The sequence below is a fragment of the Micromonospora orduensis genome, assembly GCF_006228125.1.
Taxonomy (GTDB): Bacteria; Actinomycetota; Actinomycetes; order Mycobacteriales; family Micromonosporaceae; genus Micromonospora; species Micromonospora orduensis.
This window is the reverse complement of sequence record NZ_VDFY01000083.1, coordinates 1-22,089: the sequence shown is the minus strand read 5'-3', so window position 1 is coordinate 22,089 and position 22,089 is coordinate 1. Positions and strand designations below refer to the sequence as shown.

At 71.5% G+C, this 22,089-nt stretch carries 23 protein-coding genes; 12 read left to right on the top strand and 11 right to left on the bottom strand.

Going from position 1 to position 22,089, the window contains the following annotated elements; all coding sequences use genetic code 11:
• Positions 1–15 precede the first annotated feature (15 nt).
• Positions 16–903, top strand: coding sequence for a PaaX family transcriptional regulator (locus FHG89_RS03605; RefSeq protein WP_139582747.1), 888 nt, complete (start codon positions 16–18; stop codon positions 901–903).
• On the opposite strand, the gene FHG89_RS03600 is transcribed toward FHG89_RS03605, so the two are convergent.
• From FHG89_RS03600 to FHG89_RS03560, 9 genes are all read right to left on the bottom strand, one after another.
• Entirely contained in the window at positions 827–2,353 is a 1,527-nt protein-coding gene (locus FHG89_RS03600) for an acyl-CoA synthetase (RefSeq protein ID WP_167517333.1), read from the bottom strand. The two genes, FHG89_RS03605 and FHG89_RS03600, sit on opposite strands and share 77 nt — an antisense overlap.
• 59 nt (positions 2,354–2,412) lie before the next feature.
• On the bottom strand, positions 2,413–2,865 hold the full coding sequence (locus FHG89_RS03595) for a MaoC family dehydratase (protein ID WP_139582743.1): 453 nt from the start codon (positions 2,863–2,865) through the stop codon (positions 2,413–2,415).
• 17 nt (positions 2,866–2,882) lie between these two features.
• Entirely contained in the window at positions 2,883–3,764 is an 882-nt protein-coding gene (locus FHG89_RS03590; RefSeq protein ID WP_139582742.1) for an amidohydrolase family protein, read from the bottom strand.
• Positions 3,765–3,815: 51 nt separating this feature from the next.
• The gene (locus FHG89_RS03585; RefSeq protein WP_139582741.1) at positions 3,816–4,742 is read right to left on the bottom strand and encodes an SDR family oxidoreductase; all 927 of its coding nucleotides are present in this window, start codon (positions 4,740–4,742) and stop codon (positions 3,816–3,818) included.
• Between the two features lie 112 nt (positions 4,743–4,854).
• Positions 4,855–5,616 (bottom strand): IclR family transcriptional regulator, encoded by a 762-nt coding sequence (locus FHG89_RS03580; RefSeq protein WP_139582740.1) that lies wholly within the window; start codon positions 5,614–5,616, stop codon positions 4,855–4,857.
• 30 nt (positions 5,617–5,646) lie between these two features.
• Complete coding sequence (locus tag FHG89_RS03575) at positions 5,647–6,600, bottom strand: PDR/VanB family oxidoreductase (protein WP_341874243.1); 954 nt, start codon at positions 6,598–6,600, stop codon at positions 5,647–5,649.
• Positions 6,597–6,815: a hypothetical protein gene (locus FHG89_RS03570; protein ID WP_139582739.1), complete on the bottom strand. Its 219-nt coding sequence runs from the start codon at positions 6,813–6,815 to the stop codon at positions 6,597–6,599. Before FHG89_RS03570 ends, FHG89_RS03575 begins: the two co-directional genes overlap by 4 nt.
• Entirely contained in the window at positions 6,812–7,855 is a 1,044-nt protein-coding gene (locus FHG89_RS03565) for an aromatic ring-hydroxylating dioxygenase subunit alpha (RefSeq protein WP_139582738.1), read from the bottom strand. The genes FHG89_RS03570 and FHG89_RS03565 overlap by 4 nt, the downstream gene beginning before the upstream one ends.
• A 157-nt stretch (positions 7,856–8,012) precedes the next feature.
• A complete protein-coding gene (locus FHG89_RS03560; protein ID WP_139582737.1) occupies positions 8,013–8,438 on the bottom strand; it encodes a TraR/DksA family transcriptional regulator in 426 nt (141 codons plus the stop codon).
• On the opposite strand from FHG89_RS03560, the gene FHG89_RS03555 reads away from it, so the two are divergent.
• Both FHG89_RS03555 and FHG89_RS03550 read left to right on the top strand, forming a co-directional pair.
• On the top strand, positions 8,410–8,805 hold the full coding sequence (locus FHG89_RS03555) for a hypothetical protein (protein WP_139582736.1): 396 nt from the start codon (positions 8,410–8,412) through the stop codon (positions 8,803–8,805). The two genes, FHG89_RS03560 and FHG89_RS03555, sit on opposite strands and share 29 nt — an antisense overlap.
• Positions 8,787–9,203 carry a PDDEXK family nuclease gene (locus tag FHG89_RS03550; protein ID WP_139582735.1) on the top strand — a complete coding sequence of 139 codons (417 nt, stop codon included), beginning with the start codon at positions 8,787–8,789 and terminating at the stop codon, positions 9,201–9,203. Before FHG89_RS03555 ends, FHG89_RS03550 begins: the two co-directional genes overlap by 19 nt.
• Positions 9,204–9,304: 101 nt before the next feature.
• Here FHG89_RS03550 and FHG89_RS03545 read toward each other — a convergent pair whose 3' ends face one another.
• Positions 9,305–9,574, bottom strand: a complete 270-nt coding sequence (locus FHG89_RS03545; protein WP_139582734.1) for a hypothetical protein — start codon at positions 9,572–9,574, stop codon at positions 9,305–9,307.
• A gap of 26 nt (positions 9,575–9,600) precedes the next feature.
• Positions 9,601–9,969 (bottom strand): hypothetical protein, encoded by a 369-nt coding sequence (locus FHG89_RS03540; RefSeq protein WP_139582733.1) that lies wholly within the window; start codon positions 9,967–9,969, stop codon positions 9,601–9,603.
• 823 nt (positions 9,970–10,792) lie between these two features.
• Here FHG89_RS03540 and FHG89_RS03535 point away from each other — a divergent pair.
• From FHG89_RS03535 to FHG89_RS03495, 9 genes are all read left to right on the top strand, one after another.
• On the top strand, positions 10,793–11,431 hold the full coding sequence (locus tag FHG89_RS03535) for a LuxR C-terminal-related transcriptional regulator (RefSeq protein ID WP_167517332.1): 639 nt from the start codon (positions 10,793–10,795) through the stop codon (positions 11,429–11,431).
• 307 nt (positions 11,432–11,738) lie between these two features.
• A complete protein-coding gene (locus tag FHG89_RS03530) occupies positions 11,739–12,098 on the top strand; it encodes a response regulator (RefSeq protein ID WP_139582731.1) in 360 nt (119 codons plus the stop codon).
• Between the two features lie 32 nt (positions 12,099–12,130).
• Positions 12,131–13,420: a hypothetical protein gene (locus tag FHG89_RS03525; RefSeq protein WP_139582730.1), complete on the top strand. Its 1,290-nt coding sequence runs from the start codon at positions 12,131–12,133 to the stop codon at positions 13,418–13,420.
• Positions 13,417–14,286, top strand: a complete 870-nt coding sequence (locus FHG89_RS03520; RefSeq protein WP_139582729.1) for a hypothetical protein — start codon at positions 13,417–13,419, stop codon at positions 14,284–14,286. Before FHG89_RS03525 ends, FHG89_RS03520 begins: the two co-directional genes overlap by 4 nt.
• 2 nt (positions 14,287–14,288) lie before the next feature.
• On the top strand, positions 14,289–16,106 hold the full coding sequence (locus FHG89_RS03515; RefSeq protein ID WP_139582727.1) for a phage tail sheath family protein: 1,818 nt from the start codon (positions 14,289–14,291) through the stop codon (positions 16,104–16,106).
• A 9-nt stretch (positions 16,107–16,115) separates the two neighbouring features.
• Complete coding sequence (locus FHG89_RS03510; protein WP_139582725.1) at positions 16,116–18,497, top strand: phage tail sheath family protein; 2,382 nt, start codon at positions 16,116–16,118, stop codon at positions 18,495–18,497.
• 28 nt (positions 18,498–18,525) lie between these two features.
• Positions 18,526–18,987, top strand: coding sequence for a phage tail protein (locus FHG89_RS03505; protein ID WP_046566633.1), 462 nt, complete (start codon positions 18,526–18,528; stop codon positions 18,985–18,987).
• A 2-nt stretch (positions 18,988–18,989) separates the two neighbouring features.
• Positions 18,990–19,790, top strand: coding sequence for a T4 family baseplate hub assembly chaperone (locus tag FHG89_RS03500; RefSeq protein ID WP_425280149.1), 801 nt, complete (start codon positions 18,990–18,992; stop codon positions 19,788–19,790).
• 216 nt (positions 19,791–20,006) lie between these two features.
• Positions 20,007–22,089, top strand: a 2,083-nt coding sequence (locus tag FHG89_RS03495) for a hypothetical protein (RefSeq protein ID WP_208760847.1), incomplete at its 3' end; no start/stop codon positions are given.

The window sequence follows — 22,089 nt, the reverse complement described above, 5'->3', positions numbered from 1 at the left end:
CCGAAGGGAAGCGCTGTGGGTAGTCGTCAGCCGAAGCAGTTGTTGCTCGCCTTCTTCGGCGAGCACGTCGTCGACGCCGCCACGGGGCCCATCCGGGCGAGCGCCCTGATCAACGTGCTGGAAGGCGCGGACGTCGCCGCGCCGGCCACCCGCGCGACCCTCGACCGTCTCGTGCACAGCGGTATCCTCGCCCGCAGCAGGCGCGGCCGGGAGACGCTGTTCTCACTGACCGAGCACGGGGCCGCGGTGCTGCGCGAGGCGACGTACCGCGTTCGCGGGCCGCGGCCGTTCGACCCACAGGGCAGCGGGTGGACCCTTGTCACCTTCTCGATCCCGGAGGGCCAGCGGATGCTGCGGCACCGGCTGCGTTCGACCCTCACCTGGGAGGGCTTCGCGCCGCTCCGGGACGGGCTCTGGCTGGCGCCCGGCGAGGTCGACCTCGCCGGGTCGTTGGAGCGGCTGCGGCAGGACCTCGCGCCCAACACCGTGGTCGCCTTCCACGCCCGCGAACTCGCCGGCTTCCCGATCGGCGAGAGCGTGCGCGCGGCCTGGGACATCGAGGCGATCCGACACGCGCACCTCGCCTTCATCGAGGTGTGGGACGACCCGTCCGCGCTGGCGATGGCGCCGAGCGCCCTCACCGTACGAACCATGCTCGTGGCGGACTGGCTCGCGCTGCTGCGCGCCGACCCGAGGCTGCCGGCCGAGTTCATGGACGCGCAATGGCCCGCCGCGAGATCGGTGCGGACCTACCGCCGGGTGCACGACACGCTGGCTGAGGCGTCCGCTGCGGAGTTCGCCGAACTCGTCGCGGCCCGGCCCTCAGCTAGGCGCCGAATCGGGTCCGCAGATCGGCCTTCCGCACCTTCCCCGACGCCGTCCGCGGCAGCTCGTCCACGATGACGACGTTCTTCGGGAGCTTGTAGCGCGCGATCCTGCCGTCCAGGCGGGCCCGGACGGTGGCGGTGTCCACGGACGCCCCCTCCCGTACGGTCACGATCGCCCACGGCACCTCCCCCCACCGCTCGTCCGGTACGCCGATGACCGCGGCCGAGGTCACCCCGTCGACCTCGGTGAGCAGCTGCTCGAGTTCGAGCGGGTAGATGTTCTCGCCCCCCGAAATGATCATGTCCTTGAGGCGGCCGGAGATGTAGAGGTAACCGTCGGCGTCCAGGTGGCCGAGGTCGCCGGAGCGGAACCACCCGTCGGCCGTGAACGCCTCGGCGGTCGCCTCCGGCAGCCCGTGGTAGCCGGGGAAGACGTTGGGACCGGCCACCTCGATCTCACCGACAGCGCCGGCGGGCAGCACCGCACCGGCCGCATCGGTGATCCGCACGTCGGTGAAGAAGTGCGGCAGACCGACACTGCCCTGCTTGACGCGGGTCATCGTGGGCGGCAGCGCGGTGGCGCCCGGCGCGGCCTCGGTCATTCCGTAACCCTGGGAGAACGACAGGCCCCGCGCCTCGTACGCGTTGAGGATGCGGGCCGGCACCGCCGAACCTCCGCAGGTGAGCTTCGTCAACGTCGACAGGTCGGTCGACGCCCAGGCGGGGTGGTCGGCCAGCAGCTGGTAGGTGGTCGGCACACCGCTGAGCATGGTGACCCCGTGCCGCTCGATCTGCGCGAGCGCGCGGCCCGGCTCGAAGCCCCTCTCGATGACCATCGTGGCGCCCTTGAGGATGACGGGCAGGGCGCCCATCCCGAGCGAGGCGACGTGGAACAGCGGCGAGATCATCAGCGCGACGTCGGTGGAGACGACGTCGTAGTCGACCACACAGTTGAGCGCCACCCAGGTGAGGTTGCCATGGGTCAGCACCGCGCCCTTGGCCCGGCCGGTCGTGCCCGAGGTGTAGACGATCGCCGCCGGATCCCCATGGGCGGTGTCGGCATGGTCGGTGAACGGGGTGACGGCGCCTCGGGCAAGCCGGGCCAGCCCGGGCCGGTCCGCGCTGCCCTCGTCGTTGACGATGACGTGCGGGGTCCGGGCGGTCCCCGCGGCGGAGGCCACCGGCACCGCGAAGTCCGGGTCGTGGATCAGCACCCGCGCGGCACAGTCGGCGAGGACGTAGCCGATCTCGGGTGCGGCGAGCCGGGTGTTGACCGGCACGAAGACCGCCCCGACCTGCGCCGCCCCGAACATCACCTGAAGGAGTTCGGGGCTGTTCTCCCCCAGGTAGGCGACGGAGTCGCCGTTGCCGACGCCCCGCTCCCGCAGCACCGCGGAGATCCGGTCCGTGGCGTCGGCGAACTGGCGGTACGTCATGGGCGACCGGCGGCCGTGGATGATCGCGATCTGGTCCGGGGACTTGAGCCGGCGCTTGGCCAGCCACGCGCCAATTCCGTGCTGGTGCATCATCATTCTCCTGGGGGTGGAGGTGGTGTGCTCGCCCGGCTCGACGGATGCCCCCGGGCTCAGGCGTAAAAGCGGTACAGCCCGCGCGCGACGACCGCCGGCTTGGCCCCGCCCTCGATCTCGATCGTCTGGTCGACGGCGAGCTGGTAGCCGCCGCGGACCTCGACGACCTCGACGACTGTGGCCCGCATGCGCACCCGAGCCCCGACCGCGACCGGCGCGGGGAAGCGCACCTTGTCGAGGCCGTAGTTCACCTTCGTGGTCACGCCCTTGACCTCGAGCAGCTCGGTCCAGAAGGGAACCGCCAGGGAGAGGGTGAGGAAGCCGTGCGCGATCGGCGCGCCGAACGGGCCGGTCTTCGCCCGTTCCGGGTCGACGTGGATCCACTGGTGGTCGTCCGTGGCGTCCGCGAACAGGTCCACCTGGTCCTGGGTGACCGTGCGGTATCCGGTGTGGCCGAGGTCGGTGCCGGCAAGGTCGCCGAGCCGCTCGTAGGTGATGGTCGTCGTCATGGCGTTTCCTCTCGTCGTCACCGGGCCAGGCCCAGCAGTCGGGCCGCGTTGTGCTTCAGGATGCCCGGGAGCACCTCCGGCTTGAGGTCGGTCGACTGCACGTCGCGAAGCCACCGGTCCGGGGTGAGCATCGGGTAGTCGGTGCCGAAGAGCACCCGGCGCTTCAGCAGCGAGTTCGCGTAGCGCACCAGCTCGGCCGGGAAGTACTTCGGGCTCCAGCCGGACAGGTCGATCCAGGTATTGTGCTTGTGCGTGGCCACCGACAACGCCTCGTCCTGCCAGGGCACCGACGGGTGAGCCATGATGATCTGGAGGTCGGGGAAGTCGGCCGCGATCGGGTCGAGCAGGATCGGGTTCGACCGGCCGAGGCGCAGGCCGTAACCGCCCGGCGTACCCGCGCCGATGCCGGTCTGCCCGGTGTGGAAGAGTGCCGGGACGCCGGCCCGCTCCAGCAGGCCCCACAGCGGCGCGTACTCGTCGTGGCTGGGGTCGAAGCCCTGCACGGTGGGGTGGAACTTGAAGCCGCGTACGCCCTCCTCCCGGATCAACCGGTCGGCGAGTTCGACTGCCGCTCCCCCGGTGCGCGGGTCGACCGACCCGAACGGGATGAGCACGTCGGCGTGCTCGGCCGCCGCGCGGGCGATCTCGACGCTGGACAGTGGCTGGTGCTTCAGTTGGGTACGCGCGTCCACGGTGAAGACGACAGCCGCCATCTGCCGCTCGCGGTAGTACCGCGCCACCGCGTCGACAGCGGGCCGTGGGCCGTCGGTCTTGAAGTACGCCGACGCCGCCGCCACGAGCGGTTCGGGCAGTGAGGTGTGACCGTGGTCGTCGACCTCGATGTGCACGTGCATGTCGATCGCCGTGACGTCGTCGAGGTCGATCGCGGGCTGGTACATGGGGCCAACCTTCGTCGGGCGGGTCGGTGCGGGCAGGTCTGCTCGGGCCGGTCAGGACGGCGCGGGCTCGAACTCCTCGGGGAGTTTCGGGAAGCGTTCGCCGACACTCTGCGCGGCGCCGGCGAACGTCGTCGGCCAGGCCTCCACCAGCGCGTCGTACGTCCAGCCGCCCTCACGGTGCGCGGTCAACGCCGCCTGGGGGTGGGTCCAGATCTGCAGGCGGTCCCCGCCCACACCGATCACCTGCCCGGTCACCGAGGCCGCCGCGTCGGAACCGAGGAACGCGACCAGCCCGGCCACGTCGTCCGCCGTGCCGAATCCCAGCTCGTGTCGGAAGAACGCGGGCATCGGCTCGCCGTTCGCCTCGGCCCGCACCGCCGCCGCGAAGTAGGGAACGGTGGCGGTCATCGCGGTCGCGGCGACCGGGACGACGGTATTGGCGGTGATGCCGGCCCGCTTCAGCTCCAGCGCCCAGGTCCGGACCATGCCGACGATGCCCGCCTTGGCGGCCGCGTAGTTGGTCTGGCCGAAGGTGCCCCGCTGCCCGGTGGGTGAACCGACGCAGATGATCCGCCCGCCCTCACCGGCCTGCCGCATGTGCTGCACCGCCTCACGGACCGTGGTGAACGTGCCACGCAGGTGCACGTTGACGACGGTGTCGAAGTCGTCGTCGCTCATCTTCCACAGCACGCTGTCGCGCAGCACGCCGGCGTTGGTGACGAGAATGTCCAGCCGTCCGAAGTGCTCGACCGCCGTGCTGACGAGTTCCTTCGCGGTCTCGGTGGGGCCGACCGGTGCGACCACCGCGACGGCCCGACCGCCGGACGCCTCGATCGTCGCCACGGCGTCGGCCGTGGCCTCGGCGTCGACGTCGTTGACCACGACCGCGGCGCCCCGCCGCGCCAACTCCTGCGCGTAGGCGAGGCCGAGACCCCGCCCGGCGCCGGTGACGATGGCGACTTTGCCGTCCAGTGACATGAGTGCTCCCTTTCGTCGATGCCGATCTGTGCACGAAGGTGGGGAGTAACACGCGCACCGGCAACGTAATGCAGAATTTGGCCGGGCGTCAACAATTTGCAGTCTGTCTACATCAGACGGCAGGGCCTGTGGAGCTGGCCAGCGCCCGGGAGACCACCCGGCCGGCCGCCTGGACCAGCGGCGCCAACGCCACCGGATCTGCCCGGTCGTGGGCGACCACCAGCGAGATCGCCGCCACCACACCCTCCGGTACGCGGATCGGCGCGGCCACCGAGAGGGCGTCCATCGTGACCTGACGGTCGCTGACCGCGTACCCGGCCCGGCGCACCTCGGCGAGGCAGCGACGCAGCCGCTTCGGGTCGGTGATGGTCAGTTCGGTGTACCGCTCCAGCGGCGCGGCCAGCACCTGCTCCTGGACCTCGGCGGACGCGTGGGCGAGCAGGACCAGCCCGACGCCTGTGGCGTGCAGCGCGAAGCGACCCCCCACCCGGGTGAGCACAGGCACCGCGTGCCGCCCGGCGATCCGTTCGATGAAGACGAGTTCGAGATCCTGCCGGACGGCGAGCTGGACGTTCTCGTGGGTCACCTCGTACAGGTCCTCCATCACCGGCAGAGCCAGCTCCCGCAGCCCCAGGCCCCTCGGGGCGAGCGAGCCCACCTCCCACAGCCGCAGACCGATCCGGTACCGCCCGTCGTCGCCGCGCTCCAGCGCCCCCCACGCGACCAGCTCCGCCGCCCGCCGGTAGACAGTGGGCAGTGGCATCCCGGTGCGACGCGCCAACTCGCTCAGGGTCAACGCCGGGGTCGCCGGGCTGAACGCGTCGAGCAACGCCAGCACCTTGCTCGTCACCGACCGTCCCGGTTCTGCGCGCACCCCGTCATCATCCCCGCCCACGTCGGGCGCTCACAGCTCCAGCACGAGTCGGTGCGTACGGGCCCGGGAGACACAGATCATCATGGTGTCCCCGGCGGCCCGCTCCTCGGCGGTGAGCAGGCTGTCGCGATGCTCCGGCACACCGGCGAGCACCGGCGTCTCGCAGGTGCCGCAGGTGCCCTCCCGGCAGGACGACAGGACCTGCACCCCGGCCTCCTCCACCGCCTGCAGGATCGGTGTGCCCGGCGGCACGGTCACCGTCCGCCCGGAGAGCGCGAGTTCGACCTCGATCGTCGTCTCCGGCGCGCCGGTGTCACCCCGGGCGGTGAAACGCTCGACGTGCAGGCAGCCGGGTGGCCAGCCGCGGCAGTGCTCCTCAACCGCTGTGATCAGTGGTTCCGGGCCGCAGCAGTAGACGAGCCCGGTGCCGGGCCGGCCCAACAACCCGGCCAGGTCGAGCAGCCCGGTCTCGTCCTGCGGGTGCAGGCTCACCCGGTCGCCGTACCTCTCCCGCAGGGTGGTGGCGAAGGCCATGGTGGCCCGGCTGCGTCCGCCGTACACCAGCCGCCAGTCGGCGCCCGCGGCGTCGGCCGCGGCGACCATCGGTGCGATGGGGGTGATACCGATGCCGCCGGCAATGAAGAGGTAGCGCCGCGCCGCGACCAGTGGGAAGGTGTTGCGCGGTCCGCTCACCCGGACGGTCGCGCCGACGGTGAGCCGCTCGTGCGCCAGCCGGGAGCCGCCGCGTCCGTTCGGTTCGCGCTGCACCGCGATCCGCAGGACGGACCGCTCCGCCGGGTCACCGCAGAGGGAGTACTGACGGGCCAGCCCGGCGCCCAACGCCAGGTCGATGTGCGCGCCCGGCGTCCACTCGGGCAGGTCACCGCCGTCCGCGCGACGGAGGCGGATCGCCACCACCTCGGCCGCCACCTGATCGCGGCCGACGACCACCAGCTCGACACCGGTCAGCACGTCCACGGTCACTCGCGCATCGCCAGCCGCCTCGGCGGTCCGGGCACCGGCACGGCCGTACCCTGGTGGCCCTGCGGGTGGCCGAGCAGCCACTCCCACAACTCGACCGGTTCCTCGGTGCGGCGCTCGGCCCCGCAGTGGCAGATCCCGCGCAGGGTGTCGGTGCCCGGCACCCAGTGGATCCGGTAGACCCGGCCCCCGGTGCGGGAGCCTTCCCGGGACCTCACCGCGCCGCTCCCACCGTCCCCGACCCGACCATCCGCGCCAGCAGCCGCCGGGCGGCCAGGCCACCGGTGTCGATGTTGATGCTCAACTCCTGGTACCTGTCCGGCTCGGTCGCGATCACCTGCTCCAGGATGTTGAGCGCGGTCACGTCCTGCATGACAACCATGTGATTGCTGTGGTGGAGGTACTCGCTGACCGACTCGTCGTCGATCGCGAAGTCGCGCGCCACCGCCCAGAAGTCGTAGGTGGTGTGCTCCGTCGACGGGGTGATGGCGTACACGATCTCGGCGTGGAACGCTTCGCGGTCCTCGCCCTCGGCGGGCGGGTAGACACCCTGCGGCGCGATCCGGCTGTGCAGCAGGTAGAGGCAGGGCGGGTGGTACTCGATGTCCTGCCACCGGGTGATCCGGCCCTGGATGCCTGTGGAGCGCGCGTAGAACGGTGGGCACTCGGCGTCGTCCATGTGCCGGCTGACGTAGACGATCCCGCGGTCCTCGTCCACCTCGGTGGTGATCGGGGTGTTCGCCACCTCCGGCGTGCCGATGTAACCGCCGTGCAGATAGGTCTCGTGGGACAGGTCCAGGAGGTTGTCCACCAGCAGGCCGTACCGTGCGTTCAGTGGCACCATGCCCCGCACCACCGCGTAGCGCGGGTCGGCCAGCCACGGTGCGCGGGGAATCGCAGCCGGGTCGGCCCGGTCCAGGTCGCCGATCCAGACCCAGATGAACGAGTCCTGTTCCACCACCGGGAACGAGACCACCCGCGCGGTGCGCGGGATGCGCTGTTGACCGGGTACGAAGACGCAGGCGCCGGTCGGATCGTAGGTGAAGCCGTGGTAGCCGCAGACGATCGTGTCGCCGTCGAGCCGGCTCTCCGACAGCGGGAAGCGTCGGTGTACGCACCGGTCGGCGAGCGCCACCGCCTGCCCGGCACCGGTGCGGTACAGCACCAGCGGCTCACCGAGCACCGTTCGGGCGAGCAGGTTCCGCCCCACCTCGCTGCCGTAGGCGGCCACGTACCACTGGTTACGCGCGAATGCCATGCGACCGGACCTCCATGCCGACGGACGTCGATGGAGCCGGATCGTCCCGTGCGGTGTCCCCGCTGGGGAACCGGAGCTTTCACTGAATGAAAGGCCAGGGCTTTCGCACCTGACGGTGTGGCTGCCGTGCCGACAGCACGGCAGCCACACCGGGGCGTCACCTGTTCTGCTTCCCCTGGCAGGGCACGCAGAAGCGAGCGTGCGGAAGAACCGCGAGCCACTCGGCCGCAATGCGCTCGGGGCACTTCTGGCAGGCACCGTAGGTGCCGTCGCTGATCCGGCTCAGCGCACCGGTGATCTGCTCGATGTTCTGGCGGGTGGCCACCAGCAGCGCGTCCCGGGTGTGGGCCTCGCCGGGGTCGCCGGTATCCGCGTTGAGTTCGGTCAGTTCCCGCAGCCGAGCCGTCTGGATGGCGAAGTCGTCCGCCAGAGACGCTCGCACATCAGCCAGCCAACTCTGATCGAGGGCACGACGATGATCTACGGACTTGGTCTGCCTTTCCAGGGGATTGGGCGGGAAAAACAAAAAGGGCCGAGGTCCCAAACCGGAATTGGTGCTGACCGACGCGGTGAGCAACACCATCGAGATCAGCAAGAACGGCGAGTTCTGCCTCGTCTACGACCGCGACTTGGACCCCAGTGGGTTGAGCTGGCGGCAACTGGTCACCTGGTGGACAGAAACCCACGCTGAGCCCGGGACCAGCGAACAGGAAGCCGGTCGGCAGTTGTACCTGCGTCTGCGGCGCTCGCTGGACCGCGACCGCAAGCCCTCGGACCCACCCGGCCCGGAGCGGCAGGTGTTCCGCGCATACGGCGAGCTGCTCAGCGAACACAGCTTTGACCTGCCGGCGCTGATTCCACAGGTCTACCTGCACTACGACCCCTACACCCGGGCCCATCGGCTGAGCCGGGACCGCTACCGCGCCAGCGGATGGACTTCCTGCTGCTGATGCGCGGCCGTTGGCGGCTCGTCCTCGAGTGCGACGGCAAGCAGCACTACGCCGAGGACGACGGGCGGGCAAGCCCTCGTCGCTACGCCGAGATGGTCGCCGCAGATCGGGAACTTCACCTGGCCGGCTACGAGGTCGTGCGTTTCGGCGGCGCGGAGTTCCAGTCGCAGGAGCAGTCCCTGCCGATGCTGCGCGCTACTTCACACGGTTGTTCATCGCACACGGCTACCTGCCTGAATCCGCGGCGTGACATCGCTGGCCCACGGCCGGATCGCACACCGGCAGCTCGTATCGGGCCGCAAGCACTGAATCACGACCTGGCACGTAGATGCATCGGCGCGAACACGCCGGGGCGGTCTGCCGGCAGTTTCCGGACCGAAACAATGCCAGCCTGGTAGTAGCACCGTGCGAACGGCCGGGAGCTCGAATCTCCCTCGCGTCCTTGAACAGCGTTAGAGTTGTTTCCGGGTCCGGAGACTACCCGGCGGGGCGCCTTTTTCTACTGCGGCGGGGATGCCCGGCCCGAATCGTCACGGCCAGACCGAACGGACGCAGCACCTGCGGGGTCTTTCCCATCCGCAGTGGTAGCCCTGATCCACCACACCCGCCACCGCTCGCTTAGACCGCCAACAACGGTCAGGACGGCGACCCCGCCGCCGATGGCCGCCAGGCCGGCGCCGATCATCGCCACGCCGAGCAGGATGGCGCCGTCGGTCAGGATGGCAACCCCGGCGCCGATGGCCGCCACGCCGATGCCGATGAGCGACACACCGAACAAGGTGCTGGCACCGCTGGTCAGGGCGGTAGCCTCACCCCCGATGACCGCCACGCCGCTGCGAGCGCCACGCCGACGCCGATGACCGCGACGCCGAAGCCGATGACCGCGACGCCGAAGCCGATGAACGACACACCGAGCAGGGTGACGTCGCCCAACGATGCGCAGGGATGACGAACCTTTTTCTGTCGGGACGGCCGGATTCGAACCGACGACCCCTTGACCCCCAGTTTTACAACGATTCTGTCACGACATGCCGGAACAGGCTGAAACGTCCACGGAACCAGACAATAGTGATCTGCTGGAATGCTGCCCCGTGTCGCGCCCTTCCGGCTGATCCGCCTGTTGCGATCTTCGCCGTTACCGAGCTCGTTACCGCGGATCGTCAAGCACCTCCCATGCCGGTTAGTCCGGCCGGGCTTCTGCACCGCGCGATCGCCAGCGGTTCCAACCACCGATCGGCATTCGGCTGGCGCCTCCAGTGTTGGTCCAAACCGGCCGTCGTCCAATGTGTCCTGCCCCGACGTCCTGTTCCGCGGCTGAGGTTGCCGGCACAGGGCCGTCCCTCGGCCCACGGCTCCCTGCTGCGCGCACAGTGACTCACTCGATTTGCCAGAACATCCAGGTCAGCACGAGGCGACCGCTAGCGTGGGCACGGAGGACTCACTTGTCTCGGGCAGGTGCAGCGATGTGAATGGTGGGGGTGTCCACGCACGGGCCGAGACGTGGTCCGGTCTGGGTTGCCCAGCTGTGGATACGTCACGTCGGCGCAGGTGGCGTACGCGACGGGAACGCCAGGCCGAGCGGAGCCGTCGCCGGCGCACGGACACCGGCTGACCACCGACCCGGCGCCGGGCAACGCCATCGCCCAGTTACGAGACGTCCCTTACCGGAGCCGACCGCGCGCCCGCAACGCGGTCGTCGGTTGGTCCCGGCCGATGTTTGCCGCGCGGCATGCACCCCAATTCTGGAATGGACGGTCCGCCCAACGGCCCGACGAAATGACGCATTGTCCACCACCGCGACAAAGCCCGCGGATCATAAAGCCACCGGGGCGACCCGCACGGCTTGACCATGTCCACTAGGTGTCACAGGACTTGTGCGCGCGGGCCGCCGAGTTATCTCCTGTGCACAGGGCGGCGGCCATGCCGCGTCCGGGCCGGGAGACGCACAGTGATGAATGAATCCGAGGGGACATCGGTGCGTGTCCTCGTGGTTGACGACATACGGCTCTTCCGCGATCACGTGCTCGATGTCCTCGGCGCACAACCGTTCGTCGAACGGGCGGCCGGGGCCGCCGACGCCGACGAGGCCCTGCGCGCGGTCGCCGACCACGGCTTCGCGGTGGTGCTGGTGAGCCTGGCGACGCGGGACAGCCTCGCCATCTGCCGGCGGCTGGTCGCCGCCGCGGCCGACACCCGGGTGATCGCGCTGGGCGTCTCCGGCAGCGACGACGAGGTGGTGGCCTGCGCGGAGGCGGGGGTGACCGGCTACCTGCTGCGCGACGAGACGAGCGACGGGCTGCTGCGGGTCGTCGCCGCCGCCGGGCGGGGCGAGGTGACCTGCCCTCCGCCGGTGGCGGCGGCGCTGATGCGCCGGATGGGGCAGCGCGGGCGGGGCCCGGTCGCTGCCGCCGGGGCGAGCCGACTGACCACCCGGGAGCGCGAGATCCTGGGCCTCATCGACGAGGGGCTGTCCAACAAGGAGATCGCCCGCAAGCTCAGCATCGAGATCCGGACCGTCAAGAACCACGTACACAATCTCCTGGAGAAGCTCGAGGTGAGCCGCCGCGGCGAGGCGGCGGCCCTGGTGCGCGGCGCCCGCGGTCCCGCCCGGGCGCCCGGCTGGTGACGTCGATCGGGTGATCGCCCCCGGAAAGGGTCCGGCGACGCGCGGCGGACCCCGTTCAGGTCCGGCCTGGAAACCGATCGTCCACCCGTTTCGGCCGAACGGCCTACCTCATTTTGCTGATCGATCGAATTGGTGTCGCGCAGCGGACAGGGAGTGCATACCGACAGCCGAGGAAATCAATGGGGTACCACCGGTCCTGGTACCAAAGGACCAGTCCGCGCCCTGGTCCCTAATTGGGCAACAAGCTCCATTCTCGGCCGCCGCCCCCATTCGTACCGTGATAGGTGCCGCACGGAGGAGGCCGATGGTGCCAGCAATTCGCATACTTCTCGGCGGCGTGGCGACGACGGTGCGGGACGCGGTTCTCCGGGCCGTCGAGGAACAGACGGACCTGGAGGTGGTCGGGGTCGCCGCCAGCCCGTGGGAGCTGTTGCGGGCCGCCGGCGTGCTGGCGGCGGACGTGGTCGTGGTGCCGGCTCCCGCCGGTGGGCTGCCCGGGGTCGCCACGCACCTGCTGGACCAGTACCCGGGCATCCGGGTGCTGGCGGTCAGCGCAGCGGGGACGGCGGTGAGCTACCGGCTGCGCCCCCAGCCCGTCGAGGTCGCCTGGGCGACCCCGGCCGAGCTGGCGGCGGCCATTCGGGCGGACGACGAGGCGGAGCGGTGAGCGGGACCGGACGAGGGTGAGGGAGGAACGACATGGCCAGTGAACTGGTGCACGGCTTCGAGCAGCCCTGGACCTCGGCGAATCCGGCCCTGCTCGACAGCACCGTCACCGCGTTCCGGGTGCAGGGCACCGGCTCGCTGCGGCTCACCACGCACGCCGGGGCCACCGGCGTCACCGCGCAGCTCACCCCGCCGGCCCCGCTGGACTTGAGCGGCTACAACGAGCTGCGGCTCTGGACGTACGCCTCGCGCGCCGCCGACGGCACGGCGGCCGCGCCCTTCCTGCTGGAGCTCTCCTACTCGGACGCGGCCGACGCACCCGGCGAGGAGCACCGCTGGCTGATCCCGGTCAACCGGCGGCGCACCTGGGAGCAGCACCGGTTCGGCATCGCCGGCGACCGGCGCGGCCAGGTCACCGGCTTCACCCTCCGGGTGCTGACCGGCGTGCCCTTCGAGATCCACCTCGACGAGCTGCTGGCGGTCCGCGACGAGGCGCTGCTCGACGTGGAGGCGGCGCTGGTGGAGTTGCTCGACGGGCTGCCGCTGCCCGGCGTGACCGCACTGCCGGTGCAGCCCGCCGCGGCCGGCGCGACCACCCTCGTCGTCGGCCTCAACCGCGCGCTGTACCCGGGCAACCGGATCACCCTGGACGGCACGTCGGGGCGGTACGCGGTGACCGCCGCGGCGCACGACGAGGTGGCCGGCACGACGACGCTGACCGTCACCCCCGCCCTGGCCGCGGTCACCGGCCCCGGGGCGCGCCTGAGCGTCACCGCCCCGGTGGTCGTCGAGGAGCCCCCGTTCACCGACGTGACCGCCGTCGACGGGCTGCCCGACCCGGTGGTGCTGCTCACCCTGACCGACCAGCGCGAGGAGCCCGAGCGGGGCTGGAACATCCCGCAACGCGACTCGTTCCGGCTCCGGGGCGGGCTGACCGTGTGCAGCCTGCGCCCGCCCCCGCGACCCGTCCTCGCCGAGTACCAGCTGCTGCCCGCCGCCCGGCACCGGGCGCACTCGCTGGCGCTGCGCACGGAGATCCTGCGCCGGGTCGGCGTCGACACCGGGCTGCGCGTCAACGGCACCGTGCTGCCGGTGCAGACGCTGCTGCCGCCACCGCTGGACATCCGCGCCCGCGCGGTGCCGGCCCCCGTCTACCTGCACGTCGGCACCCGCGTCGAGCAGGGGGCGCGTACCGAGGCGCCGTGGGTGCGCCGGGCGCAACTGCAATCCGGCCCGCTGGACACCCCCTGGGACCCGAGCGGATCCGCGCCGCCGCCGACGCCCGGGCCCGAGGACCAGGAAGGAATCGTGCTCCGGATATGACCGACTACCGGCTCCGCGACGGAGCCACCCTCGTGCTGCGGGTCGACGACGGACCGTGGCAGACCCTGACCTTCGACCCGGACACCGTGCCGGACGCCACCGCCGAGGACGGCGAGCTGCGCGCGACCGGCGAGCAGCTCGTCGCGGCGTTCGACGGCGTCGACGGGGTCAGCGCCGACGTGGACCCCGACGGCGCGCTGGTGCTCGCCACCGAGGGCACCGGCGAGAGCACCGTGCTGGAGGTCGACCCGACCGCCTCGACCGCGGCCGCCGCGCTCGGGCTGGGCGCGGGCGGCCCGGTCGCGGTCTCCGGCCACGGACCCGGCTCGGCCGTGCTCACCGGCGGCGCCGGGCCGTACCCGCTGCCGCCGGGGGCCGCGATGAGCGTGCAGGTGGACAGCCGGTCGCGGCGCAAGGTCACCTTCGACGACCAGGACGGGCCGTGGAGCGCCGAGGACGTCGCGGCGCGGATCAACCGGCAGCTGCGCCGCGCGGTCGCCCGGGCCACCGGCGACGGACACGTCCGCCTCACCTCCCCCACCCAGGGCGTCGGGTCCCGGCTCGCGGTGACCCCACCGGCGGCGGACGTACCGGACGCCGCCGCCGTGCTCGGCTTCACCGGCGACGCCGCGCTCAGCGACCCGTACCGCACCGCTCCGGCGCGGCTGGTCTGCCGGCCGGCCGCCAGCACCACGGTCCTGGAGAACCTCACCTCGGCCCCCGTCGAACTACAGCTGCCCACCGGCCGGCAGGTGCTGCCGGCCCGCGGACGTCTCGTCGTCGCCTCCGGCACCGCCGCCGACGGCCTGCTCCGCCGCCTCGTCGCGCAAGGGACGGTCCGGATGTCGCCAGAAAGGAACTCGTAGCGATGGCACTTCAGGTAGGGGTGAACGTCACCGAGGTCGACGGGCGGGCCAGCCCCGCGCTGGCGGCCGCGCCCACCTCCGTCGGCGGGTTCGTCGGGCGTACCCGCCGGGGCGTGCCCGACCAGGCCGTCCGGGTCAGCAGCCTGGACCAGTTCACCGCCCGCTTCGGCGGCCACCACGCCGACGGGTACCTGCCGCACGCGGTCACCGGGTTCTTCCTCAACGGCGGCCGCGAGGCGTACGTCGTACGGGTCGCCGGCGCCGGCAGCCAGGCCGCCCGGGCCACCCTCACCGACCGGCAGGGCACCCCGGCCGCCAGCCTGCGGGTCAGCGCCGGCTACCGCGGGGTGGCCGACCCGGGCGTCTGGGCGCACGCGCTGCGGCTCGACGTCCGCGACGATCCCCGGGCCGTCACCACCGTCGGGGCCGCCGCGACCGCCGCCGCCACCACCGTGCAGCTCGCCTCGCTGGCCGGCGTCGACGTCGGCACGGTGCTGCGGATCGCCTCCACCACCACGCTGCTGCGGGTGGTCACGGCCGTCGACCGGGCCACCCGTACGGTCACCCTGGGCGCGGCCACCGGCGAGGCGGTGGCCGCCGGGGTGGCCGTCAGCAGCGCCGAGTTCCGCCTCGTCGTCCGGCAGCAGGATCCCGCCACCGGCGCGTTCCCGGTCGTCGAGACCTGGTCGAACCTCTCCATGCAGGCCGGCTCCGCCGACTACGCGCCGGACCGGCTCAACCACCCGGTCACCGGCTCCCGCTACGTCACGGTCGCCGACCTGAGCAGCGCCGCGCCCGGCGTCGACCTGCCCGCCGTGGTCAGTGGCGTCGCGCTCACCGGCGGCAGCGAGACCGCCGCCGCGGCCGGCGACCTGGTCGGCGACGCCGCCGCGCACACCGGCCTGCACGCGCTGGACACCGCGGCCGTCCAACTGCTGGCGGTGCCCGACGCGCACCTGCTCCCGGCGGTGGGCGAGGCGCTGGTGGTCCGGGGCGCGCTGGACTACGCCGCGGCGCGCGGCGACTGCGTGTTCGTCGGCTCGGCCCCGGACCGGGGCCACCCGGCCGGCACGGTCCCCCGCTCCGCCGCCGACTACACCGAGACCGTCGCGCACTACACCCAGTCGGTCAAGGAGTACGCGGCCCAGTTCCAGGGGGCGAAGGTCTACGGGGCGCTGTACGCGCCGTGGATCCAGGTCGCCGATCCCGCCGGGGTGGGGCCGGCGCCGGTGCGGTTCGTCCCGCCCGAGGGGCACGTGATGGGTGTCTACGCCCGCACCGAGCAGGAGCGCGGCATCCACAAGGCCCCGGCCGGGGACGCCGCCGCCGTTCGCGGTGCGTTGTCGCTGGCCGCCGCGTTCAGCGCCGGCGAGCACGACGACCTGGTCCGCAACGGGCGTACCAACGGGTTGTTGTCGCCCGGCGGCCGGACGCCGGTGGTGGCCGGCTCCCGGACGCTCTCCACCGACACCCGCTGGCAGTACGTGAACGTCCGGCTGCTGTTCAACTTCGTCAAGTCGTCGCTGCGCGACGGGCTGCGCTTCGTCCGGCAGGAGCCGCACACCGAGGCGCTGCGCCGGATGGTCCGGTTCAACGTGATCACCCCGTTCCTGCTCGGCCTGTGGCAGCAGGGCGCCTTCGGCTCCGACCCGGCCGAGCAGGTCTTCACCGTCAAGTGCGACGCGGAGAACAACCCGCCCGCCGACGTGGACCTCGGGCTGTTCCGGGTGGAGGTCTATTTCTACCCGGTCCGCCCGGCCGAGACCGTGCACCTCATCGTCGGCCAGCAGCCCGGCGGCGGCACCGCCGCCGAAGCCTAGGAGTAGCTGATGACCATCAACCTCGGCGTGACCGTCGTGGAGGTCGACGGCAAGTCGTCCCCCGCGATCGTCTCCGCGCCCACCTCGACCGCCGGGTTCCTCGTCCGCAGCGCGCGCGGCGCGCCCGACCGGGCGGTCCGGGTCCGCGGCTTCGGCGACTTCGTGTCCACCTTCGGCGGCTACACCGCCGACGCGTTCGGCGCGTACGCGGTCCGGGGCTTCTTCGACAACGGCGGCTCGGACGCGTACGTGGTGCGGGTCGTCGGCGCGGGCGCCCAGTCGTCCACCGTGGTGGTGAACGACCAGGCCGGCACCCCGGTGCCGACGTTGCGGCTGCGGGCCGGCGCGCGGGGCGTCGCCGAGCCGGGCGGTTGGGGCGACGCGCTGAGCGTGGCCGTCGAACCGCACCCGCTCGGTGTCGCCTCGGTGCCCGCCCAGGTGGTCGGCGGCACCGCCGAGCCGTTCACGCTGACCGACGGGGCCACCGCCCAGTTCACCGTCACCACCCGGGGCGTCGACCAGGTCGGCACCGTCACCTTCCACGCCGCCGACTTCGCCACCATCGGCGCGGCGTCGGCGCAGGAGGTGGCCGCCGCGATCAACCGGCAGACCACGGCGGTCCGGGCCGCGGTCACCCCGGATGGCACCGTGGCGGTCGCCGCGGTGGCCACCGACCCCCGGGTCTGGTCCCGGCTCGCGGTCACCGCACCGGCCGCGCTCGGCTTCACCGGCGGCAACGCCAACAGCGACGGCTCCCTGGCGGCCGGCCGGACGGTGGCGGCGCTGTCGTCGGCGAGCGGTTTCCGGATCGGCTCGGCCGTGCGCTTCGCGGTACGCGGGCACGCGATCGGCACCGCCGCGGTGGCCGCCACGGTCGCCGACGGCGCGGGCCTGCTGGTGACCACCGACGGCGGCCCCGGGGAGACGATCGTCTTCCACAATTCCGACTTCGCCAACCCGGCGGCGGTCACCGTGGCCGAGGTCGCCGCGGCGATCAACCGGCAGGCCGTCGCGTTCAGCGCGGAGGTCACCCACAACAACCGGCTGGCACTGCTGTCGAACCGGGACGGGGCGGGCTCCACGATCGCGCTGGCCGCGCCGGGCGGTGGCGGCGACGCGCGCACCGCGCTGGGGCTGGCCGCCGCCACCCCGGTCGCCGGCTCGCAGACGTTCCGGCAGCTCACCGCCGCGTCCGAGACGTACCGGCTGATCGGGTGGGGGTCGAGCCCGGCGTTCCCGGCGCTGCCGGCCGCCGCGGTGCGGGTCTCCACCGTCGAGTTCGACCTGGTGGTGCGCCGCGACGGCGCCGAGGTGGAACGCTTCGGCCCGGTCAGCATGGTCGACAACCACGACTCGTACGTGGAGGCGGTGGTCAACGACCCACGGGGCGGCTCGGCGTACCTGGTCGTCACCGACCTGGACAGCGCCTCCGGCGTCGGCCTGGACGCCCCCGCTGCGGGCGTGTACCCGCTCACCGGGGGCGACGACGGGGCCGACCCGGCGGACACCGCCTACCTGGGCGACCCGGCCCAGCGCACCGGCCTGGAGGCGTTCAACGAGGTGGCGATCCAGCTGTTGGCCTGCCCGGAGTCCACCTCGATCGGGGTGGCCGCCGGGGCGATCGGCTACTGCGAGCGGCGCGGCGACGCGATGTTCGTCGGCGCGGTGCCGTACGGCTTCGACCGCGAGGGCGCCAAGGCGTACGCGGCGGGCCTGCGCGGCCGGAAGGTCTTCGGCGCGCTGTACGGCCCGTGGATCCAGGTGGTCAACCCCGACGTGGCCACCGCGGCGGCCCAGCCGCTGGTGTGGATCCCGCCGGTCGGGCAGGTGCTCGGCACGTACGCGCGCATCGCCGACGCCCGGGGCGTGTGGAAGGCGCCCGCCGGGGACGAGGCGCGCCTGTCCGACGCGCTCGGCGTGGAGTACGACATGACCGACGCCGACCACACCGACCTGGTCCGCAACGGCGGGGTCAACGGCATCCGGGCGCTGCCCGGCGCGGGCATCGTCGTCGACGCGTCCCGGACGCTCTCCACCGACACCCGCTGGCTCTTCGTGAACGTCCGCCGGCTGTTCAACTTCGTCAAGTCCTCGCTGCGCGACGGCCTGACCTGGGTGGCCCAGGAGCCGCACGACGAGGCGCTGCGCCGGATGGTGCGGTTCAACGTGGTCACCCCGTTCCTGCTGGGGCTGTGGCGGCAGGGGGCGTTCGGCTCCGACCCGGCAGAGCAGGTCTTCACGGTCAAGTGCGACGCCGAGAACAACGCGCCGGCGGACGTGGCGAACGGGGTCTTCACCCTCGAGGTCTATTTCTATCCGGCCAAACCGGCCGAGGCGATCCTCATCGTCGTCGGCCAGCAGGACAGCGGCGCTACCGCGACCGACGGCTGATCAGCGGCACACGGGAAAGGCGAGACAGATGGCAGAGCTGACGTTCCAGGAGTCGTACCGTACGCACGGCTTCCTGGTGGAGATCGAGGGCACCCAGTGCCCCGTCACCAAGGTCACCGGGTTGAACGAGGGCATGACCGAGACGATCGAGCAGCCCGACGGCGGCTCGCCCACGGTGCACAAGATCTCCAGCGGCATCATCAAGTTCGACACGCTGGTCATCGAGCGCAACATGGACGGCAGCCGGTTCGACGGCTTCTTCAAGGACTGGTTCGCCGAGATGTTCCAGCTCAACGGGAACACCAACACCTCGTCGGTGCGGCGCAACGGCGCGGTGATCAAGCTGGAGAACGGCCAGGAGGTGCTCCGGTTCGCCTTCTACGGCGCCTGGGTGAAGTCCTCCAAGCTGTCCGATCTGGAGGCGGGCAGCTCCGGGCTGTTCAAGCAGACCCTGGAGCTGGAGCACGAGGGCCTGGAGCGTGTCTCGTGACGATGACCGAGATCGAGGTCCGGCCCCGCCGGCCCCGCGAGCACGAGGTGCGGCTGCCCGTCGGCCACCTCGACCTGGACGGGCGGCTGCACCGCACCGCCCTGCTGCGCAAGATGACCGGGCACGAGGAGGCGTTGCTCTCCGACCGCAAGCTGCGCGCCAACGGCGGCAAGATGGTCACCGAGCTGCTCAACGGCTGTGTGCGCGGCATCGGCGAGATCAGCCAGGTGAACCGGTCGGTGATCGGCGCGCTGACCTCGCCGGACCGCAACTTCCTGCTGCTGGAGCTGCGCAAGCTCACCTTCGGCACCGAGCTGGAGGCGCACTACACCTGCCCGTCGTGCCGGGAGACCACCGTGGTGGTGGAGGACCTGGACACCTTCCCGGTACGCCGCAGCGACGGGCTGGGCATCCCGGAGATCGTGGTGGAGCTGGAGGACGGCTTCGAGGACCGGGCCAAGGACGCCTGGTACGACGTGCTGCGCTTCCGCCTGCCGATCGGCGCCGACGAGGAGCGGGTGTCGCTGATCGCCCGGGACAACGCGGCCAAGGGCACCAACGCGCTGCTGGCTCGCTGCCTGGTCAGCGTCAGCGGCGACGGGGAGGAGATGCCCGACAACCGCCGCGAGGCGCTCGGCACGAAGATCCTGTCCGACCTGACGATGAGCGACCGGGGCCGGATCGAGCGGGCGTTCCGCGACGAGATGCCGGGCGTCGACCTCAGCCGCGAGTTCGACTGCGGCACCTGCGGCCGGCCGATGCGCACCTCGTTGGACCTGACCAGTTTTTTTACCCCGAGCTGACCGACGGCGACCGGCTCCGGCAGGAGGTCTTCGCGCTCGGCTACCACCTGCACTGGAGCTGGTCGGAGGCGATGGGACTGGAGATCGACGAGCGGCGGGCGTACGTGCGGCTGCTGGCCGACGTGCTGGCCGAGCAGAAGGCCGAGATGGACCGGGCGAAGGCGCAGTCCCGGCACTGACGGTGCGACGGATACCAGGAAAGGACGGTGAACCGCTGTGGACGGGGTGCTGCCCATCTCGCTGTCGCTGAGCGACAACAGTGCCCGCCTGATCGGCGCGTACGTGCGCAGCGGCCTGGTCGACGTGGTCCGCCCGCCGCTGGACCGGATCGAGACGGCCCTGCTGGCGCTCCAGGACGGGCTGCGGATGTTGAGTATCGACGTGGTCGACGTGTTCAACGGCGTCGCCGACCGGCGGCTCAAGGTCCAGATCATGAACGAGGCGCTGCTCGACCACATCGAGGCCACCCGGTGGGCGGTGGCCTACCTGAGCTACAACAAGTTCCTCGAACTGCTCGACCACATCGCCTACATGCGCTGGTTGGACGGCCGCTCCCACCTGCACCTGCACCAGATCATCGAGGGGCTGTCCCGGATCGAGAGCCTGGTGGCGGCCTTCGCCACCGAGGTCAGCGGGATCGGCTCGGTGATCATCGGGCTGCTCCAGGCGATCCTCGACAAGCTCAACCAGGGCATCGGGCTGACCGGGACCATCCAGATCATCGTGACCGGCGCCGATCCGCTGGCGAACATCGACCTGCTGAAACTGCTGGGGCTGATCGGCCTGCTGGCGTTGGGCCTGGCGGTCATCGTGGCGTTCCTGTTCGGGGTGAGCGCGGCACTGGCCACCTTCGGCGCGGGCGCGCTGAAGGCGGCCGCCGCGGTGGTGCTGCTGTCGATCGGGCTGATCCCGCTGATCAACGCGCTGGCCAAGTTCAGCCTCGGCGAGCTGGCAATGATCGCGGGGGGGTTCGCGGCCATCGCGCTCTTCGTGGCCGCGCTGGGCAAGGCGTTCCAACAGTTCACCACGGACCTGGAGAAGGTGGTCCCGCAGCTCAACTCGTTCTTCGAGGCGATCGCCAAGCTGATGACCACGCTGTCGAAGTTCGACGTCGGCGAAATGCTCACCATCGCCGCCGGTTTCGCCGCCATCGCCGGCTTCGTCGCCCTGCTCGGCAAGGCGTTCCAACAGGTCACCACCGACCTGGAGAAGGTGATCCCGCACCTCAACACCTTCTTCGACTCCATCGCCAAGCTGATGACCACGCTGTCGAAGTTCGACGTCGGCGAAATGCTCACCATCGCCGCCGGTTTCGCCGCCATCGCCGGCTTCGTCGCCCTGCTCGGCAAGGCCTTCCAACAGGTCACCACCGACCTGGAGAAGGTGATCCCGCACCTCAACACCTTCTTCGACTCCATCGCCAAGCTGATGACGACCCTGTCGAAGTTCGACGTCGGCGAAATGCTCACCATCGCCGCCGGGTTCCTCGCCATCGCCGGCTTCGTCGCCCTGCTCGGCAAGGCCTTCCAACAGGTCACCTCCGACCTGGAGAAGATCGTCCCGCAGCTCGACTCGTTCTTCACCTCGATCGGGAACCTGATGACCGCGCTGGCCCGGTTCTCCCCGGGCGAGATGGTCACCATCGCGGTGGGCTTCCTGCTGATCGCCGGGTTCGTCTGGCTGCTCGGCAAGGCCCTGGCGACCCTCACCGACCAGGCGGTCAAGGCGATCGACCCGCTGGCGGACTTCTTCACCGCGATCACCGGCCTGATGACCGCCATCGCGAAGTTCACTCCCGGCGAGATGCTCCAGATCGCGATCGGGTTCGTCATGATCGCCGGCTTCGTCTGGCTGCTGTCGATGGCGGTCAACACGCTCACCCAGCAGGCGGCCGACGCGTTGCCGGGGCTGGCGACCCTGATCGAGAAGCTCACCGCGCTGGCCTCGACGCTGGCGAACATGACCGCCGGCGACATGGTCACCATGGCGATCGGCCTGGTGCTGATCGCCGGGTTCGTCTGGGCGGTCGCCGCCGCCCTGGTCTACGCCGCCGGCCCGCTCGCGACGCTGGGCAAACTCTTCGACAGCCTCGGCAGCGTCCTGTCCACCGTCACCGACATCGCCGGCGGCCTCTGGGACGTGCTCGGCGACATCGGCGGCGTGCTCGGTGACGTGGCCGGTGGCGTCGGCGACTTCTTCGGCGGGATCGGTGACGCGATCGGTGGCATCGGCGACTCGCTCTTCGGCTCCATCGACCTGAACGCCATGGTGAACCAGGCCACCCTGGCCGCCGCGCCAC

What these genes read in the sequence shown, in the direction of transcription:
- FHG89_RS03600 (WP_167517333.1), bottom strand. Translation starts at nt 2,353, where the DNA reads ATGCACCAGCACGGAATTGGCGCGTGGCTGGCCAAGCGCCGGCTCAAG.
- FHG89_RS03525 (WP_139582730.1), top strand. Translation starts at nt 12,131, where the DNA reads ATGGCCAGTGAACTGGTGCACGGCTTCGAGCAGCCCTGGACCTCGGCG.
- FHG89_RS03515 (WP_139582727.1), top strand. Translation starts at nt 14,289, where the DNA reads ATGGCACTTCAGGTAGGGGTGAACGTCACCGAGGTCGACGGGCGGGCC.
- FHG89_RS03585 (WP_139582741.1), bottom strand. Translation starts at nt 4,742, where the DNA reads ATGTCACTGGACGGCAAAGTCGCCATCGTCACCGGCGCCGGGCGGGGT.
- FHG89_RS03505 (WP_046566633.1), top strand. Translation starts at nt 18,526, where the DNA reads ATGGCAGAGCTGACGTTCCAGGAGTCGTACCGTACGCACGGCTTCCTG.
- FHG89_RS03550 (WP_139582735.1), top strand. Translation starts at nt 8,787, where the DNA reads ATGGACTTCCTGCTGCTGATGCGCGGCCGTTGGCGGCTCGTCCTCGAG.
- FHG89_RS03500 (WP_425280149.1), top strand. Translation starts at nt 18,990, where the DNA reads ATGACCGAGATCGAGGTCCGGCCCCGCCGGCCCCGCGAGCACGAGGTG.
- FHG89_RS03595 (WP_139582743.1), bottom strand. Translation starts at nt 2,865, where the DNA reads ATGACGACGACCATCACCTACGAGCGGCTCGGCGACCTTGCCGGCACC.
- FHG89_RS03590 (WP_139582742.1), bottom strand. Translation starts at nt 3,764, where the DNA reads ATGTACCAGCCCGCGATCGACCTCGACGACGTCACGGCGATCGACATG.
- FHG89_RS03560 (WP_139582737.1), bottom strand. Translation starts at nt 8,438, where the DNA reads ATGGTGTTGCTCACCGCGTCGGTCAGCACCAATTCCGGTTTGGGACCT.
- FHG89_RS03565 (WP_139582738.1), bottom strand. Translation starts at nt 7,855, where the DNA reads ATGGCATTCGCGCGTAACCAGTGGTACGTGGCCGCCTACGGCAGCGAG.
- FHG89_RS03520 (WP_139582729.1), top strand. Translation starts at nt 13,417, where the DNA reads ATGACCGACTACCGGCTCCGCGACGGAGCCACCCTCGTGCTGCGGGTC.
- FHG89_RS03510 (WP_139582725.1), top strand. Translation starts at nt 16,116, where the DNA reads ATGACCATCAACCTCGGCGTGACCGTCGTGGAGGTCGACGGCAAGTCG.